Origin of the sequence: Aulosira sp. FACHB-615, assembly GCF_014698045.1 — a bacterium.
Taxonomy (GTDB): Bacteria; Cyanobacteriota; Cyanobacteriia; order Cyanobacteriales; family Nostocaceae; genus Nostoc_B.
Window position 1 is genome coordinate 78750 of record NZ_JACJSE010000025.1, and the last position, 17237, is coordinate 95986.

The following is a 17237-nucleotide window of genomic DNA, read 5'->3' on the forward strand; positions in this document are numbered from 1 at the left end:
TAAAGTACAGACAAGCTGCACGGAAGGGAGGAAAGGAACATTGGATGAACTCAGGGCGGCCTTAGAACTAGCAACAGATGATGAATTGCAAGATTTAACGGCAATTTTGTTTAGTCGAAAGTTCAATCCCCTAGATTATGTTCAGACACCTGAACCGATCGAAGTTCAAAGTCAGAGCCGCCAAGCTTGGTTAGACTCGTTAGAAGAGCGTTTCCGGTTTTTGGCTGCTGATGGAGTAACAGTGTTGCGGGGACGCACAAACCAAGTAACTTACCGTCAAGCCTTAATTCAAGTTTGTAAATATTTAAAAATTTCTTATTCCAATCATTTAACAACTGTTGATTTAGAAGCAGAAGTATTTTTACATCTGCTGGGACAAGTGTGGAAAAAACTGCCAGAAAAAGAAAAACAAAAATTGACTGTCAGAGTCCAGCGTCATTTGGTGAAAACAGAACTTAAAGAACCATTACCATTAATGTTGCAGCGTGACCCCTTGGGATTGCTGTTTAAGGGTGGTAGTGCTTTAGCTGTTACTTCTGTCATTCAACCGTTTATTCTCAAACAAATTGCGCGACAATTTGCCTTGCACTTTGCTACTTATCAAGTAGCCAAACAAGCGGCGGTTACAGGTTCAACAGTAGCCAAAACCCAGTTTGAAACTTATGTGGCGATGCAAATGGCGCGGCGGGGTATGACGTTAAGTGCAGCCCGTTATGGCGCAGTTCGCACAGTATTTGCTTTTGTCGGCCCGGCTATGTGGACGTGGTTTTTAGCTGATTTAGGTTGGCGAGCGATCGCTACTAATTATGGTCGCATTATCCCGACTATTTTTGCTCTAGCACAAATTCGTCTTACTCGCACAGAATGTTGGGAGCCAGCTTGAACCTCGCTTTTGATCATCCCAACCCAAAAAGCCAATTTGCTTGGAATACTTTCCAAATCGGGCTACTGATTTTTCCCCTCAGTCCATTTGTTGGGGTGGTGGCGATAATTTTGGCATCTTTATTGACTTGGCTGCAACAATACCGCCAAATTATTCGCCGCCCCATCAATCGGGGCTTTGCAATTTTGACATTATTACTGCTGATTACGTCAGGATTTGCCACTTATAAAACCGATGCTTTTTTAGGCTTATTTAATTTAGTACCTTACTTTTTAGTATTTGCTGGTTGGGGTAACTTGATTCAGACAGTTGCCCAATTGCGCCAAATAGCCTGGATTTTGGTAATTGGGGCTGTACCAGTGATTGTGATTGGCTTTGGACAGTTGTTTTTAGCTTGGGCGTTAAAATTACAGTTTTTGTGGATTGTTTTAGATTGGGCAGTTGCACCGGGAGGTGAACCACCAGGGCGAATGGCGGCTTTGTTTATGCACGCCAACTTGTTAGCTGCTTATTTAGCGATTATTTTTACTGTCGGGGTAGCTTTGTTACTGGAACAATGGCAATCCAGAAAAAGAAAAAAATCTCTGATTGGCTTGTTGACGCTGATACTGATTGCCAGTTTTGCCGCCTTGATTTTAACTAATTCGCGCAACGGATGGGCGATCGCGATGATTGCCTGTTTAGCTTATGCACTTTATCAAGGTTGGCGCATCTTGGTTGGCAGTGTGGTTGGAGTAATTTCTACTATTTTGTTGGCTGCTTTTGCCCCTTCCCCCATAGCCCAAGTTTTCCGTCGCGTAGTTCCGGCTTTCTTTTGGGCGCGGTTAAACGATGAAATGTATCCCGATAGACCAGTAGCTTTAATGCGAAAAACTCAATGGGAATTTGCTTGGTCTTTGGCACAACAGCATCCTTGGACTGGTTGGGGTTTACGTAGTTTCTCCGCACTTTATAAAGCCAAAATGAATATTGATTTAGGTCATCCCCATAACTTGTTTTTAATGTTATCTGCGGAAACCGGATTTCCTGCTACTCTGTTATTTTGTGGTTTACTCACTTGGATATTAATTGCAGGTATGCAATTTTTACGGCAATCTAATTCTTTGGTTAAAGCAGATAGGTTATTGTTCTTCAGTTATCTTTTGGTATTCGGGGAGTTGATCTTATTCAATACTGTGGATGTAACTTTATTTGATTTTCGTGTCAATACCCTGTTTTGGTTATTTTTAGCAGCAATTTGCGGACTTGTATTTTACCCAGAGCAAAATCACAAGACCTTGGCAAAAGAGAATTAGATATTCAGAAAATGCGATCGCCTACTCCCCAGCCCCGGTTTGTACAGATAATTTTGGTTCATATATCTGTATCAGCATTTCTGCTCAAAAATAGCATTTTGTTTCTTAACGCTTTTTCCGTGGTTACACTGTCGGCATTCGTATTTCTTAGTTCTTAAAATTACAGTATTCACATTTGTGATTTAGATAATTTCTAGTTATCTAATTAGAAATTATCTAATGTTGCTGATAGTTGGGAAGGTGTAAGGACAACCCTTTTGGGGTTTTCCTACATGACGGGCATCTAATCTTTAGATGCCCTTTTATATGTTTAATTTTTCGGCAGTTAAGCACTATTTTTTATTTCATTCATCAGGGAAATCTACTATATGAAATCACCTAATAAAAAAGGTGTCTTATTTGCATTGGTATCAAGTTTGTTAACGCTTAATTTTGCTATTTCATTCCCTGCTGAAGCGGCAATTTCATGTGAAACAGGTACAGTGGTTTATCATCCAAATAATTCTTTAGCAACTTGTTCACTGTCTCAGAATGTCAATGTTCAAGTTTCGAGTCCCACTGCTGGAACATCTAATTTTCCTTGTAAAGCCAAAAGTTATATTTTTTTTGATGAAAAAGGACAATTTAATAGCTGTGAACTTTCAGAAAAAATTCAAATTAGAACTGGTAATGTAGTCGAGACTTGCGAGGTAGAATATAAAATAAGAGTCGCATTGTCGGATAAAGGTATTCTTTCTATTGATTGTTCTGCCTACTAGTACAAAAAGACTGAAGTGTAACCCAACATTCACGCATACTTTGTTGGGTTACGCGATCGCTACACCCAACCTACTATTCTCTTAATTGAACTGGAGCTAGATTTCTTAATTGCGTTAGCGTAGCGTTAGCGAGGAACGAGCGTCATTGCGAATTGGGAATTGGTATTATTTTGGTCATCTGTCATAAGACAAATGACCAATAACAAATGACCCTAAATTAAATTCTTGAACGCACAAATTTCTCTAATCTATCCAAGCCTTTTTCGATTGTGGCTAAATCGGTGGCGTAGGAAAGGCGAATGTTATTATCTGCACCAAAAGCAATTCCGGGAATGACTGCAACTTGATGTTCTTCAATCAATGCGTCGCAAAATTCTAGAGATTTGAGTCCGGTTTTGCTGATGTCGGGGAACAGATAAAAAGCGCCGTCTGGTTTGGGACAATATAAACCGGGAATGGCATTGATTCGCTCTAGCATGACTTGTCGCCGCTTGGTAAAAGCTTGCAACATTTCAGCTACACAGTCTTGAGATTCTTCTAAGGCTGCGATCGCACCATATTGAGCAAAGGTACACACATTAGATGTACTATGCCCTTGAATGGAGTTGGCAGCTTTAATAATCTCTACTGGCCCGGCTAAGTAACCCAAGCGCCAACCTGTCATAGAATAAGCTTTGGCAAACCCATTACTAATAAAGGTGCGCTCAAAAATTTCTTGTCCCAGGGAACCAATGCTGATATGTTCTGCACCGTCGTAGAGAATTTTTTCGTAAATCTCATCGGAGACTACATAGATATCTGCATCAACTATTACCTGTGCCAAAGCTTTTATTTCCTCTGGCGTGTAAACCATCCCCGTCGGGTTGGAGGGGGAGTTGAGGACAAATAACTTGGTTTTGGGGGTGATGGCTTGGCGTAGTTGTTCCGGTGTAATTTTATAGCCTGTGGAAGCATCTGTGTTGACAATCACGGATACGCCACCTGCTAAAGTTACCATTTCGGGATAACTCAGCCAATAGGGAGCCGGAATAATCACCTCATCACCCGGATCGATGAGTGACAATATCAAATTGTACAAAGAATGTTTACCGCCATTGGTGACGATGACATTTTCTGCTTTGTAATCTAAACCGTTATCAGATTTCAGCTTTTGGGCGATCGCTTCCCTTAACTTTGGTTCTCCAGGTGCTGGGCCATACTTGGTTTTACCTTCTGCCAAAGCTTTTGCTGCTGCGGCTTTAATATGTGCTGGGGTGTCAAAATCCGGTTCACCAGCACTAAAACTACAAACATCTATACCTTCTGCCTTCATCGCCTTAGCTTTAGCTGCGATCGCTAAGGTTAAAGAAGGTTTTACCTGACTTACTCTTGCTGCCAGTTTCATTCTTACTTATTCTTTGGCAAATCTCTCACTTATCTTAGGATATCCCAGAAACCCTACCAAGATTTGCCTTTTGGGTAATTCCTTTTCATCTTTATATTTTTTGTTCTACTTTACACCAGAATGTTCAATAATCTCTTAGGGATTTACAAATATCTGTCTCCCCTGTCTCCCTTGTCCTCCTTGTCCCCCCAGTCTCCCTTGATTCCCTTACTGAGAAGCTTGCTTGGCAAACACCATCAAATGCTGTTGGGGTAACAGGTTCTTAGTCTCGCGCCACACTAAACCAACAGCCTGCATTTCTTTCTGCACTTGTTTTTGCGTCATTTTATGCAGGGTTTTAATCATGATGAAGGGATTTTCACCCCGGTATTCTACCAATACGACTCTACCCCCTGGTTTCAGTGCTTTGACAATTCCTTGCATCACTTCGTAGGGATATGCAAATTCGTGGTAAGCATCTACCATTAAAGCCAAATCAATACTTTGTGCTGGCAAATTGGGATTATCAATGGTTGCTAAAATTGGTTCAACATTAGTAATTTTCTTCTTTTGTTTGCTATCTTGAATTATCTCTAGCATTTCTGGCTGAATATCTACCGCCAAAACTTTTCCTTGGGGTAATAAAGGTGCAATTAAAAAACTCAGATAACCTGTACCAGCACCAATATCGGCAACTACATCATTGGGTTTTAAATCCAAAGCACTAACTATTTTACTTGGCTGTTCTTCTAACTCACGGCTAGGACGTTCTAGCCAACCTGCACCTGTGTGTCCCATAACTTTAGCGATTTCTCGTCCCATATAAAATTTGCCAATTCCATCGGGACTATGATTAACTCTTTGTTCATAAATTTTGCTAGAGTCAACATTTGTAATTTCTGGTTGATTTGCACTCAGCCACCAAGCAATTACAGCAATCAAAATAATTCCCGCAATCGATACAAAACTAAATTTACGGATTTGATTTGGCAATATCAGTTCCAATCTTTTCATAATATGATGCAAATCTTTGATGTAGTATCCAACTGATATTACTACATCCTAGTTTTTTGTAACAATTGCTAGTACAACTTTAGTGCAACAACATTATAAACATTTCTCCCTTGTCTACCGTGTCTACATTTTCTACCTTGTCTCTTTCATTCATTTATCAAACAGGACTACTATTGTTAGCCGTGCATAACATTTGGGTACTCTAGACAAATAAATCTCAAGGAGGCGTGACCATGAATCGCATAAAATATAATGCCACAGAACTATTTGCCAGAATTACTCTTGTTGTGCTGTTAATTTCGGTTGTAGGTGCTATTTTATTTGATTGGTCAGATAATATCAAAAAAGCACTGATAGCATTTTGGATTGTGATGCCACCCTTATGGTTATGGTTTGAGTTTTGTTATTTATACGAACGAGGAATTACGCCATTTGCTAAGGATTTTGAAAAGTATAAATATAGTCAGGAACTTTCCAAAAATCTCTGGTTAGCAATATCAGCAATTTTGTTATTTATCTATTTTGGTAAGTTACCAGGTTTTCAGTAGTTAAATTTAGTTAAAATTTGGTAATAGACGATAAAATTAAGTAAACACTGCTATATTTTGAGGAATTGTCTGGAATGCCTGCCAAAGATGCGTTTCATGAGCTTGTAAGAACAGCCCTTGAAAATGAGGGATGGACAATCACTCACGACCCGTATCATATTGATTTAGGATTTGTAGATTTTTATATTGATTTAGGTGCAGAACGGTTAATTGCTGCCACAAAAAATGGTGAGAAAATTGCCGTTGAAATCAAAACTTTCTTATCAGCCTCAACAATCTCGGAATTTCATACTGCAATTGGACAATTTATTAACTATCGCATTGCTTTGGAGGAAGAGGAAGCAGATAGAAGATTATATTTGGCAGTTCCAATAGATATTTACAGGCGGTTTTTCAAATATTCATTTATTCAAACCGTTATTCGCCGTAACCAAATTCCGTTGTTAGTATATAACATCGAAAAGCAGGAGATTGCCCAATGGATAAATTAAATTTGTATCGTCAACTAATTCAGGAATTGTTAATAGAACGAGCAAAATTGCGTTCTCCAAGTGACCCAATCAAAAGTCAAACAATTTTTGATCGGGATGGTGATCACTATCAACTTGTCAATTTAGGCTGGAAAAATAGCAGTACCCGCATTTATGGTTGTGTGCTGCACGTTGATATTATAGATGGAAAAATTTGGGTTCAACATGATGGAACTGAAGATGCAATTGCAGATCAGTTAGTGGCGAAGGGAGTACCAAAGCAAGATATTGTGTTGGCTTATCACGCGCCTTATGTGCGGAAGTACACAGATTTTGCTGTGGGTTAATGCACATACAGCGTCTTTTGCTTTAGTGCAGTACAGATAGAGGCTAGAGGCTAGGATGCTCAAGGCTAGAAGAATGTACCTCATTGGAATGAACAATGTTGTAATTGAGTTATAAAAAATTATTTCATCTCAAAATACACCGACTTTATCTGTTTTTTCCCAGGGTAAATCTATATCCATTCTTCCTACATGGCCATAAACTGCGAGTTGGCGATAAAAACCGTCTTGATGAATTGTGGGTAAATGTCTTAAATTAAATTGTTTAATAATTCCTGCCAGACGGAAATCAAAATACTTTTCTAATAAGTTAGTAATTTCTTCGTCTGATATTTTACCTGTACCAAATGTCTCTACTTGAATACTCACGGGACGAGACAAACCAATGGAATAACTGAGTTGCACTTCACATTCGTCAGCAAGTTTGGCGGCGACTATATTTTTGGCAGCATAACGGGCAATGTAAGCGCCGATTCTATCAATTCTAATGGGGTCTTTGCCACTCAAGGCTGAACCGCTATGTTTAGAATATTCGCCGTAGGTATCGATCGCATTTTTTCTCCCAGTTAACCCTGAATGTACTGCTGGCCCGCCTTTAATAAATGCGCCATCGGGATTAATAAATATTCTGGTTTTGGCATCGGGGCGAATTTCTTCATTCTCAAATACAGGATTAATCACTGTTTCCCGAATATCATCTTGTAATTGTTGGTAATCTGGTTTGCCTGCTTTATTTTGACTGGCAATGACGGTAATACTATGGATTCGATAAGGACGGCGATCGCGGTATTCTACTCCTACTTGGGTTTTACCATCAGGTGTTAGATATGGCAAAATATTTTTGTGTCGGACTTCGCTTAATTGTCTGGCTAATTTATGCGCTAACCAAATCGGCAAGGGCATGAGAGTATAGGTTTGATTACAGGCAAAGCCAAATACTGTTACTTGATTGGTAACGGTAATTTTTTCTATCTCTTCATCAGATAAATTATGTTCATCAAATAAGTGAGTTTGACTGGCGGGTAATTCTCGCAAGCTGGTCAAAATACTACAAGTTTTACTGTTAAATTCTTTTTGTTCGTAACCAATTTGTTCGATTACTTGTCTGGCAATATTGGTAAAGTCTACGTTGGTGTTGGGTTCAAATCGGGCAGCAATAAATAATATGCCTGTGGATGCAGCACATTCGGTAATGACTCTGGCGTAGGGGTCTTGTTGTAAGAATCTGTCTACTATGGCATCGCTGATTTGATCGCACAATTTATCAGGATGTCCTTCGGTGACTGATTCTGATGTGAACATGAAGTCTTTTTTCATAAGATTTAGTGTCTTGGCGCGACATTTTTTTTAACGAACCGCAGAGACGCAGAGGACGCAGAGAGAAGAAGGTGTAATTTAACTTTGTTGTGTTTTTTCTGGAGGTAGTAAGGGTAAAGCACTATTAAGATTTGGCTGAATATTCTTTGTTGATTCACTTAACAATAGAGGCCACAATGCACTACCAATAATGACGGCAGTATCGACAAAGTTAATTGGAGTAATCTTTAAAAGATTCCGCAATGGTGGCAGGGCGATCGCTAAAATTTGAATAGCAAAGGAACCGATAAGGGCAGCATTTAAATAGCCATTTCGTGGGAGTTTTTCTTTACTAAATAGGCTGTGGTGTTCAGAACGACAGCTAAATGTATGCAGCAATTGGCTTGAGGTTAGGGTGAAAAAGGCAATGGTACTGGCTTGGGGGCTAAAACCATATCTGCGAATGGCGTAGGCGTAAGCGAGTAAGGTACTCACAGATAAACCAGCAGACTCAAAGACAATTCGCCCAAAATCGGATTTTTTAATGATTGGTTCGTCGGGGTTGCGGGGTGGCTGACTCAAAACGTCTGGTTCTGGGGCTTCCATTGCTAAGGATAAGCCGGGGAAGATGTCGGTTACTAAGTTTAGCCAGAGTAGTTGAATTGCATTTAAGGGTTCGCCAATACCTGCGGCGGTGGCTACTGTCATTACCATGATTTCGCTGAGGTTGGTGGCGAGGAGGAAATGTACAGATTTGCGGATGTTGTTATATATTGTACGTCCGCGACTGACGGCGACAATCATGGTTTCGAGTCGGTCGTCTTCTAAAACAATATCTGCAACTTCTCTGGCGACATCTGTACCGCCTTTACCCATAGCTACACCAACTTGGGCGGCTTTTAAGGCGGGTGCGTCGTTAATTCCATCCCCTGTCATGGCGACGACTTTCCCGGCGGCTTGCAAGGCTTGGACTATTTGCAGTTTATTGCTGGGACTGATGCGGGCGAAGACATCTACTTTGTCGCTGAGGGCGGTTAAGGCTTCGGGTGTGAGGTTATTTAGGTTGCTGGAGTCGAGAATTTCTAATTGTTGTTCTTGACTTAATTCTAATTCTTTGGCGATCGCATAAGCTGTGGGGCTTTGGTCGCCGGTAATCATCACGGTAGCAATTCCGGCTTGATGGAAGTCGTGAATTAGTTCTTTTGCACCTTTCCTAATGGGGTCGGCCATTCCGACCAAACCTAACCAAATTAAGTCTGTTTCATGGTTATTGTTGGTTGATGACTGGTTAATCTGGTTATAGGCTATCCCTAAAACGCGTAATGCTTTCCCGGCCATGCGATCATTTTCTATAGCGATCGCTCTTTTATCTGCTGGGGTTAATTCTACTATTTCCCCATGTTTTACCCATGTTTGGCAAAGTTCCACCACTTCGGCGGGGCTACCTTTGACGGCGACAAATTTATTACCATCATCAGTCTCGTGAATTGTACTCATCAGGTTGCGATTTTCTGACCGCAAGTTGGTTTGCACTAAGGGATATTTTTGTTTGAGGTCAATAATATCTACCCCAGAACTAATACCCATGTAAATCAGGGCGTTTTCTGTAGCGGAACCGATGACTTCATACTGACCATTTCCCGCGCGGCTGACTTGGCTTTCGTTGCAAAGAACTGAGACATGAATTAGTTTTAATAGTTCATCATTACTGTAGGGGTTGATGGTTTTTTCTCCGGTGATAAATTCCCCGTCCGTAACTTTAATGTTGTGGGTATTGCTTTGAATTTCGACAACTGACATTTTGTTTTCTGTCAATGTGCCGGTTTTATCCATACAAATTGTTTGAACTGAACCCAAAGCTTCAACTGCACTCAGGCTACGTACAAGGACGCGGTTGCGGCGCATATCACGAATACCAAGGGCGAGGGTGGTAGTCGCCACGGTGGGTAAGCCTTCGGGAACCGCCGCCACAGCTAAAGATATGGATGATTTCAACATCTGTACTAAGCCATATCCCCGCCACACGCCCAAACCAAAGACGACACCGCAAATACCCATACTGATTAATACCAACTGGCTACCTACTTGGTCTAGTTGTTTGGCGAGGGGTGTTTCCATTGCGGTGGCTTCGCCTACAAGTTGCTGAATATGTCCCATTTCGGTATTCTGTCCCGTGGCGACAACCACCGCCAGTCCTTGACCACCTGTAACAAAAGTGCCTTTATAGGCCATGTTCAAGCGATCGCCTAATGGGATATCCTCACCTATAAGTAAATCATCTGTTTTCGTTACAGGCAGACTTTCACCTGTTAAGGCAGATTCATCAATACTCAGATTATCTGCGGCAATTAATCGCGCATCTGCGGCTATATAACTGCCCGGTTTAAGGGTTAAAACATCCCCTAAAACAACATTTTCTGTAGGGATTTCTTGCGGTTTACCGTCTCTAATTACCCATGTTGATGGTTGGTCTCGATTTTTTAGGGAATGAATGATTTTTTCTGATTGACTTTCGGTGGTGTAACCAATAGCAGCATTGAGAATTACTACACCTAAAATTACCGCCGCGTCAATCACTCCACCCGTGAATATTGATACCCCCGCCGCCACACCGAGTAATGCCACCGGTAGAGATTGAAATTGCTCAACAATAATGCTTAAATCAGAGCGAGTTTCTGTTTGCGCCAGGACATTAGCACCATATTTATGCAGATTGGCACTGGCTAATTCACTGGATAATCCCCATGTAGGTGAGGTATTTAATTTGTGAACAACTTTATCTGACGGGATTAAATACCAGTCTGCTTGGTTTTGTTTTTGAAGATTATTAACAGTTGATTTGTGAGTTTTTAAGTTTTTCTCTTTTTTCTTATTGGGAATTAACTTACTCTTTCCTGGATAAGTTAATAAAACACTTTCGATAATAATTGCTATATCTTTATAGCTTTTTTCTTGAGGAAAATAGACTAAAACTTTGCTAGTTAAAGGATTAGCATTCACAAACTTGATTTCTGGATAATTTAACAGCGATCGCTCCAGATAATCTTTGAGTTCTGCCGAATTGTAAAGTTCTTCTACTTTATATCTAGCTCTGCCTTTGACTTTGGTATGTACTGCTTGAATCACTGCAATTTTTGCCCCCATGCTTGCTCTTGCAAAACTGCAATTTTGATATATATCTCTATTAGCAAAATTATAGGATATGTGACTGTATTTCTGTTAATAGAAATGTTAAGCCTTTCAATGCCCATAACTTAATGAAGTAGGCAAAATAGATTAATTTTTATTTATGTTGATTGATTTTGATTTCTCAGCATCGTTAAGTTTTATGAAACTATAGGAATCCGGTTTGATTTCTGAATTTATTTGTTTAGGTAGGGAATAGGGAATGGGGAGTCGGGAGTAGGAAAGAAGCCTGATCTGAGTGTACTATTAACCGTAAATCAGCCGCACCGTTAGTTATTTTATAAACATCGGCATTAAAATCTGAGACTATATTTAACAAATCTTTAGCGATCGCTGATTGACCATCAACTAAGACTGCTATAAAAGCGTAGTCAAACTCTCAACTGTTTCCATCATCCGAAAGTCACAGAGAAAATTTTAAATTTATATCTCAAGTATTAATTATATTTGCACAATTCAGATTCCCGACTTATTAGATAAGTCGGGAATATATTAGTATATACAGCAAAATTATGTCTTTAGACTCAAGCTATAAATTAAGGTAAATGTTAGGAATAAAAAATAGATTGCGCCAGAATTTAATATTGGCTGTAATCAGAAAAATATCCCAACAGTTAATAGAAACATCTAAGGTTATGACAATTTCCACAAACAGCGATCGCCAAATTCAACAACTGCAAGAATTAATCCAAAATATTGACTCTGGAATGTTGACCACAGTCAATGATGATGGTAGCTTGCACAGTTGTCCTATGTACTCAATCAAAGAAATAGATTTAGAAGGAAGAATCTGGTTTTTTACTAGTTCCAACTCCCATAGAGTCAGTGAAATTGAACATAATCAGCAGGTAAATGTGAGTTTTTCTTCCTGTGAACAGCAGCTTTACGTTTCCATTTCTGGTACAGCACAACTCCTCAAAGACCGCCAAAAAATGGCAGAATTATGGAAACCAGAATTAGAAACTTGGTTTTCTCAAGGCTTAGATCAGCCAGATTTAGCATTACTCCAAGTCAATATTAAACAAGCCGATTATTGGGATAGTAGTTCAAGTTATCATCCCCAAACCATCAATTTTTCTTCCCTATAGCAATCCTAAATAATTTACAAATATCTCTCTATCTTGTCTACCCTGTCCTCCTTGTCTTGGCTGTTCACATATCAGAAAAGTGCTTTTAAAGTTGCTTGGAGTGCAGTAAAGCGCGATTACGAAAAAGGCGAAGATGGGCAGTGGCACAAAAGCCAAATAACTAATGTGTGATCAATTCTACTATTGAGCCAATTAACTGCAAAAAACCTATTTCTTTAGTTAGACGCTAACACAACTAATATAAAGATATTTTTCTTACTGGCAGTAGTAGTAAACTTCCGTCCTGGGGATATAAGCAAATCACAGTCAAACTCTTGATTATTCAAGATGAATAGCTGAAAGTTTGTCATATTCCCAGGTTATTTCTTAGGTGAAAAATTACATTATGGGACTAATATTTGATAGTCAATTTGAAGCGGCGTTACAGTATTGGTAACAGGCATGAATTCATGGATTGGTATAGAAGCAGAGTTGAATCTTATACCAATTCACGAAATTACTGATATAAATCACTTCCTCTGCTTGCGATCGCCGAGTAGAGTTAAGGCGCTGCTTGTTTATTTGTCTCATTTTTAAAGTGAAACGGTATTAGTTTTAATTACACAAAACTCAAGCAAATTATTTGAAGATTGTGTGAAGATAGCATAAAGATTTTATTCGGTGAGTATTTATATTGATTGTAAATCCGGCAGTTCTTCAGCATTCAAAAATTAGAAATATGCTGTACTTTACGTCCCTGATGTTCTGTTTGGTTACCTACGCAACATTATTAGTCTTTACTTATCAAAGGATTTTAAGTAACTAATTAAATAAGATTGGGGGGGACTTATGTAGCGTATATAACAATTTATTTGATACTCCATATCCTACAATCATTTAGCCTAAAAAGCTCATTCCTGATAAGTCTAGCTAAAGTCAGAATATTACTGCGTTTTAGCTCACCAAATTCAATCTACGGATACTATACAGTTTCTGTACGTATCATCTAAACTGAATATATGAAATTGCTATTTCCGGTATCAGCAATCAATAAGTTAAAAAAATCCCACTTTTATCTTTTCTTTGTTATTTTGTATTTAACGGGACAGTTCTCCACCATACGGTGAGTTTAAATATCAATTAAGTCAACGTTTCCCCGCATTTTGTAAACCAAATAAGCATTTTGTGCTTACAGCAACTTATGTCTGCAAGCGCCACATATCTTACTGGAATAAATTGCGTGGATAGACTTAAATGTGCAGCCTACTAGTATATCAACCTCAAAAACAATTACTAACGATTATGCCTAAAACTACTAACTTATCTATTATTCTTCCTGCTTTCATTCAAGCTGAGACTTTTGAGCATACCACAAATTTAGCCAGCCAAAATTTCTTAGGTAAATCTCGTTATGATGTTCTAAAACCATTACGTCAATGGTTAGATGAACTCGAAATTCAAAATCGAGAACTAGCACACTTTATTGCAAAATTGATCCCAGCCCAATGTCCTTTTGAGCGTGATATTGTGTTGTTCGGTCGTACCATAGCCCACATTCCCCCTATGTGCAAACTGAACCCTCTGTATGACCAATTTGTTGGCTTGCGTTTTCGAGCTTTGTGTTATTTAGTAGATCAGTGTGGCGAAGATATTCAGTCATACTGTTAAACGCAAACTGAGAACACAAAATATGGCAATTAAAATTGAACATCAACCCAGTCAAGAATATCTAAACAATTTGGGTGTGTTCACATGGGAGATTTGGGAAAAAGAAGTATCTCAATTTCCTTGGACTTACGATACTGAAGAGACGTGCTATTTTTTGACAGGTGATGTCATTGTTACGCCGGATGGCGGACAAGCAGTGCAGATGGGTAAAGGAGATTTGGTAACTTTTCCGGCTGGTATGTCCTGTACTTGGGAAATTATCAGCAACGTAAGAAAGCATTATTACTTTTCTTAATACAGAGTGCTGAGTGCTGAGTGCTGAGTGATATATTCTCTCACTACATCTCTGCGTCCTCTGCGCCTCTGCGTGAGATAAATCCTCCCGCATTCTTGCAGATACGAAAGAGCCAGAAATACTAATTTCTAGCTCAATAGCGTTGAGACAAAACAATACGGAACTAAAGGCAAACTGAGCTATAGAGTTTAGAATCTACCCAGATAATGCAATCCTAAGATGATGCCTACGCCTAAAATGTGACCAAAGGCTGTAGTGGCTAGTAATGCAGGTAAACCAAAACCACCAAAGAATTTTGCTTCGGGTAACGCTGGCTCGGAAGTAGGATACTGAATGCTAGATTTGCCAAAGGCGATGGCGATGATGTTAGCAACAATCATGATAAGGCCGATCGCGGGACTCCATTGTAGAGGGGCAGTGGCAGCAGCCAGTAAAGTGGAAGTCAGCACTAGATTTTGCTCCTGAATGTGTGAATGATTAGAAAATATCATCGGGAAATCTAGGAAGATTATTCAAGAAAACTCCCCGTTTTGCAGCAATATTTAACAGTTATTTTCAATCCTTAATATAAACAACTATCTGGCTGTGGCTACTGATAGTTTAATAGTGGGAGTCAGGAGTAGTTTACGCTACTTTTATCTTTAATTGTAAACTTTGTTTAATTGAAACTGCCTTTTGTCTCATCCTGTAGAATTTATATAGGAATACGGTTTAATTCCTGAATCTAATTGTGTAGGCAGGGAGTAGGGAATGGGGAGTAGGGAGTAGGAAAGACGGCTGATATGAGTGTACTGATTTTTTTCCCAAATCAAATATTAGTCCCATAGTCTCTCTTTAAATGTGATGCCATTTATTTTAAGAATGGTAGTTAGAATTTTTACTACAGAATTTACTTGTAGCCAGATAATAACTCTCTTTTTTTAGAGATCGCCACAGTCAAGCTATGTTAAAAGCGGCGATCGCTTTTAAAATGAGGTGAATTGCAACTACACAAAAGTTGATAGCGTCAAATAGAGTAAAATCACATTCTGGAAGTCATAGCTTGAAGAACCGTTCTAATTACTGGCAACTACAGCCATATATCAAACCTCAATGGGCAAATATTATCAAAGGCTTGATCGGCATTATCGGATATGTGCTGGCGACACTGACGTTAATTAATCTTGCAGGTAAATTAGCCGCACCTTTTGGACAAGGTAATGTAGTAGCGATCGCCCAACTAGCCGGGATTTGTGCTTTGGTGTTTCTGGTGCGTGGCTTTTTTCAGTCTGTGCAAGATATCTACATGGCTAAAGTGGCTTTAAGAGTGGCTTATGGTCTCCGCAAGCAAGTATATAGTCATTTACAAAAATTAGATTTAAGCTATTTTGAAACAGCCAAAACAGGTGATTTAGCTTACCGCCTCACAGAAGATATTGACAGGGTTGGGGAAGTTGTCAATAAATTGCTACACGATTTTATTCCCTGTGCGTTGCAATTGATTGCCATACCCATATATATGATTTATTTGAATTGGCAACTCACACTCGCCACAATTGTGATTGCACCATTAATGGGGGTGTTAATTGGCTGGTTTGGGGAAAGGCTGCGTATATATTCCCTCAAAAGTCAAAATCGTGTGTCGGGGTTATCAGCAATTTTGACAGAAGTTTTTAGTGGGATTCGTCTTGTTCAAGCATTTGCAGCCGAAAATTATGAAATCGCTCGTTTTGGTTATGAAGCTGAACGTTCTTTAAAAGCCAAATATTCCGCCGAACGCCTCAAAGCCATTCAAATTCCCATCATCGGTTTTTTAGAAGCTTTGAGTGCTTTATCTTTGCTAATGGTGGGAGCATGGCAAATTTATCAGCGTAATTTAACAGTGGGGGATTTTTTCAGTTACCTGGCTGCGGCGGCATTGTTAATTGACCCCATAGGACACACCACAACAAATTATAATGAGTTTAAGCAAGGGGAAGCATCGGTAGACCGAGTGTTTGAATTAATGGCAATTCAACCAAGGGTAATAGAAAAAACAATTGCGATCGCCCTGCCCCCAGTCAAAGGTAAAGTAGAATATCGCCACATTTCCTTTGCTTACAAACCCGGCGAACCTGTCCTGCAAGATATTAGTTTACTAGCATTACCAGGAGAAGCGATCGCCCTAGTGGGTGCTTCTGGTGCGGGAAAAACCACCTTTGTGAATCTCCTCCCCCGCTTTTATGATCCTGATGCTGGGCAAGTTTTGATTGATGATATTGATATTCGGGATGTCAGATTACATAGTTTGCGGCGACAAATTGGCATTGTTCCCCAAGAAACGGTGATGTTTTCGGGGACTATCGCCCAAAATATTGCCTTTGGACAAGATAATTTTGATATGGATGCGGTGATAGCAGCCGCGAAAATTGCTAACGCTCATCAATTTATTACCCAGTTACCAGAAGGTTATCAAACTTGGGTAGGGGAACGAGGGGTAAATCTATCGGGTGGACAACGCCAAAGAATCGCGATCGCGCGGGCTGTGCTGCTCGACCCACAGATATTAATATTAGATGAGGCGACATCTGCATTAGATTCCGAATCGGAAGCCTTGGTACAAGAAGCCTTAGAACGATTAATGCAAAACCGCACAGTATTTATTATTGCCCATCGATTGAGTACAGTGAGGCGGTGCGATCGGATTTTGGTTTTAGAAAAAGGGCAAATTATGGAATCAGGGAATCATGAGGAATTATTAAGGCTGGAAGGTCGCTATGCTAGGTTTTATGCCCAGCAATTTAGTTAGGGACTTATGAATCAACCGCAGGCGAATTTTGAGCAGATGACTACCAAGCAACTAAGAGCTTATATTCTGGCTCATAGAGATGATGAAGACGCATTACACGCAATGGCTCTACGTCTGCGGAATCAAGGAAAAACAAGTACAGTGGACGAATATTTAGAATATTTAGAACATTTAGCTTGAGCAGCAAGAAGCCTCACACTTACCGCGATAGCGGAAGTGTTGAGATGAATTGCGCGTGAGTTGACGACAGTTCTGCGACCAAATTCTTCCGCAGGAAGAACAG

At 39.7% G+C, this 17237-nt stretch carries 18 protein-coding genes; 13 read left to right on the plus strand and 5 right to left on the minus strand.

Translation table 11 applies throughout. The features are described 5' to 3' along the window. Positions 1–40: 40 nt before the first annotated feature. From H6G77_RS27260 to H6G77_RS27270, 3 genes are all read left to right on the plus strand, one after another. Positions 41–883 (plus strand): YaaW family protein, encoded by an 843-nt coding sequence (locus tag H6G77_RS27260; RefSeq protein WP_190592705.1) that lies wholly within the window; start codon positions 41–43, stop codon positions 881–883. Further along, a complete protein-coding gene (locus tag H6G77_RS27265; protein WP_190873228.1) occupies positions 865–2178 on the plus strand; it encodes an O-antigen ligase in 1314 nt (437 codons plus the stop codon). The genes H6G77_RS27260 and H6G77_RS27265 overlap by 19 nt, the downstream gene beginning before the upstream one ends. 368 nt (positions 2179–2546) lie before the next feature. After that, the gene (locus H6G77_RS27270) at positions 2547–2936 is read left to right on the plus strand and encodes a hypothetical protein (RefSeq protein WP_190873229.1); all 390 of its coding nucleotides are present in this window, start codon (positions 2547–2549) and stop codon (positions 2934–2936) included. A 217-nt stretch (positions 2937–3153) separates the two neighbouring features. On the opposite strand, the gene H6G77_RS27275 is transcribed toward H6G77_RS27270, so the two are convergent. Next, positions 3154–4320, minus strand: a complete 1167-nt coding sequence (locus H6G77_RS27275) for a pyridoxal phosphate-dependent aminotransferase (protein ID WP_190592707.1) — start codon at positions 4318–4320, stop codon at positions 3154–3156. 207 nt (positions 4321–4527) lie between these two features. After that, the gene (locus H6G77_RS27280) at positions 4528–5313 is read right to left on the minus strand and encodes a class I SAM-dependent methyltransferase (protein WP_190673915.1); all 786 of its coding nucleotides are present in this window, start codon (positions 5311–5313) and stop codon (positions 4528–4530) included. Between the two features lie 233 nt (positions 5314–5546). Here H6G77_RS27280 and H6G77_RS27285 point away from each other — a divergent pair, with 233 nt between their 5' ends. The 3 genes from H6G77_RS27285 (at position 5547) to H6G77_RS27295 (ending at position 6678) form a co-directional block, all read left to right on the plus strand. Continuing rightward, positions 5547–5861, plus strand: a complete 315-nt coding sequence (locus H6G77_RS27285) for a hypothetical protein (RefSeq protein ID WP_190592709.1) — start codon at positions 5547–5549, stop codon at positions 5859–5861. 74 nt (positions 5862–5935) lie between these two features. Next, positions 5936–6352 (plus strand): XisH family protein, encoded by a 417-nt coding sequence (locus tag H6G77_RS27290; protein ID WP_190873230.1) that lies wholly within the window; start codon positions 5936–5938, stop codon positions 6350–6352. After that, a complete protein-coding gene (locus H6G77_RS27295) occupies positions 6340–6678 on the plus strand; it encodes a XisI protein (RefSeq protein WP_190673905.1) in 339 nt (112 codons plus the stop codon). The genes H6G77_RS27290 and H6G77_RS27295 overlap by 13 nt, the downstream gene beginning before the upstream one ends. 129 nt (positions 6679–6807) lie before the next feature. On the opposite strand, the gene metK is transcribed toward H6G77_RS27295, so the two are convergent. Together metK and H6G77_RS27305 are read right to left on the minus strand one after the other, a co-directional pair. Then, positions 6808–7992 carry a methionine adenosyltransferase gene (gene metK / locus H6G77_RS27300; RefSeq protein WP_190673903.1) on the minus strand — a complete coding sequence of 395 codons (1185 nt, stop codon included), beginning with the start codon at positions 7990–7992 and terminating at the stop codon, positions 6808–6810. A gap of 78 nt (positions 7993–8070) precedes the next feature. Then, positions 8071–11097 carry a cation-translocating P-type ATPase gene (locus H6G77_RS27305; RefSeq protein WP_190873234.1) on the minus strand — a complete coding sequence of 1009 codons (3027 nt, stop codon included), beginning with the start codon at positions 11095–11097 and terminating at the stop codon, positions 8071–8073. Between the two features lie 695 nt (positions 11098–11792). Between H6G77_RS27305 and H6G77_RS27310 the strand changes: the two genes are divergently transcribed. The 5 genes from H6G77_RS27310 (at position 11793) to H6G77_RS27325 (ending at position 14187) form a co-directional block, all read left to right on the plus strand. After that, complete coding sequence (locus H6G77_RS27310) at positions 11793–12245, plus strand: pyridoxamine 5'-phosphate oxidase family protein (protein WP_190592713.1); 453 nt, start codon at positions 11793–11795, stop codon at positions 12243–12245. A 51-nt stretch (positions 12246–12296) separates the two neighbouring features. Beyond that, positions 12297–12416, plus strand: coding sequence for a ChaB family protein (locus H6G77_RS27315; protein ID WP_242049317.1), 120 nt, complete (start codon positions 12297–12299; stop codon positions 12414–12416). 270 nt (positions 12417–12686) lie between these two features. Further along, on the plus strand, positions 12687–12821 hold the full coding sequence (locus H6G77_RS36360; protein WP_277877274.1) for a hypothetical protein: 135 nt from the start codon (positions 12687–12689) through the stop codon (positions 12819–12821). A 705-nt stretch (positions 12822–13526) separates the two neighbouring features. Then, positions 13527–13892, plus strand: coding sequence for a Mo-dependent nitrogenase C-terminal domain-containing protein (locus H6G77_RS27320; RefSeq protein ID WP_190592714.1), 366 nt, complete (start codon positions 13527–13529; stop codon positions 13890–13892). A 22-nt stretch (positions 13893–13914) separates the two neighbouring features. Beyond that, positions 13915–14187, plus strand: coding sequence for a cupin domain-containing protein (locus tag H6G77_RS27325; protein ID WP_190592715.1), 273 nt, complete (start codon positions 13915–13917; stop codon positions 14185–14187). Positions 14188–14375: 188 nt separating this feature from the next. On the opposite strand, the gene psaK is transcribed toward H6G77_RS27325, so the two are convergent. Further along, complete coding sequence (gene psaK, locus H6G77_RS27330) at positions 14376–14636, minus strand: photosystem I reaction center subunit PsaK (RefSeq protein WP_190673894.1); 261 nt, start codon at positions 14634–14636, stop codon at positions 14376–14378. Between the two features lie 593 nt (positions 14637–15229). On the opposite strand from psaK, the gene H6G77_RS27335 reads away from it, so the two are divergent. Next, positions 15230–16954, plus strand: a complete 1725-nt coding sequence (locus H6G77_RS27335; RefSeq protein ID WP_190873231.1) for an ABC transporter ATP-binding protein — start codon at positions 15230–15232, stop codon at positions 16952–16954. Between the two features lie 6 nt (positions 16955–16960). Then, complete coding sequence (locus tag H6G77_RS27340) at positions 16961–17134, plus strand: DUF6887 family protein (protein ID WP_190873232.1); 174 nt, start codon at positions 16961–16963, stop codon at positions 17132–17134. Positions 17135–17237: the final 103 nt, after the last annotated feature.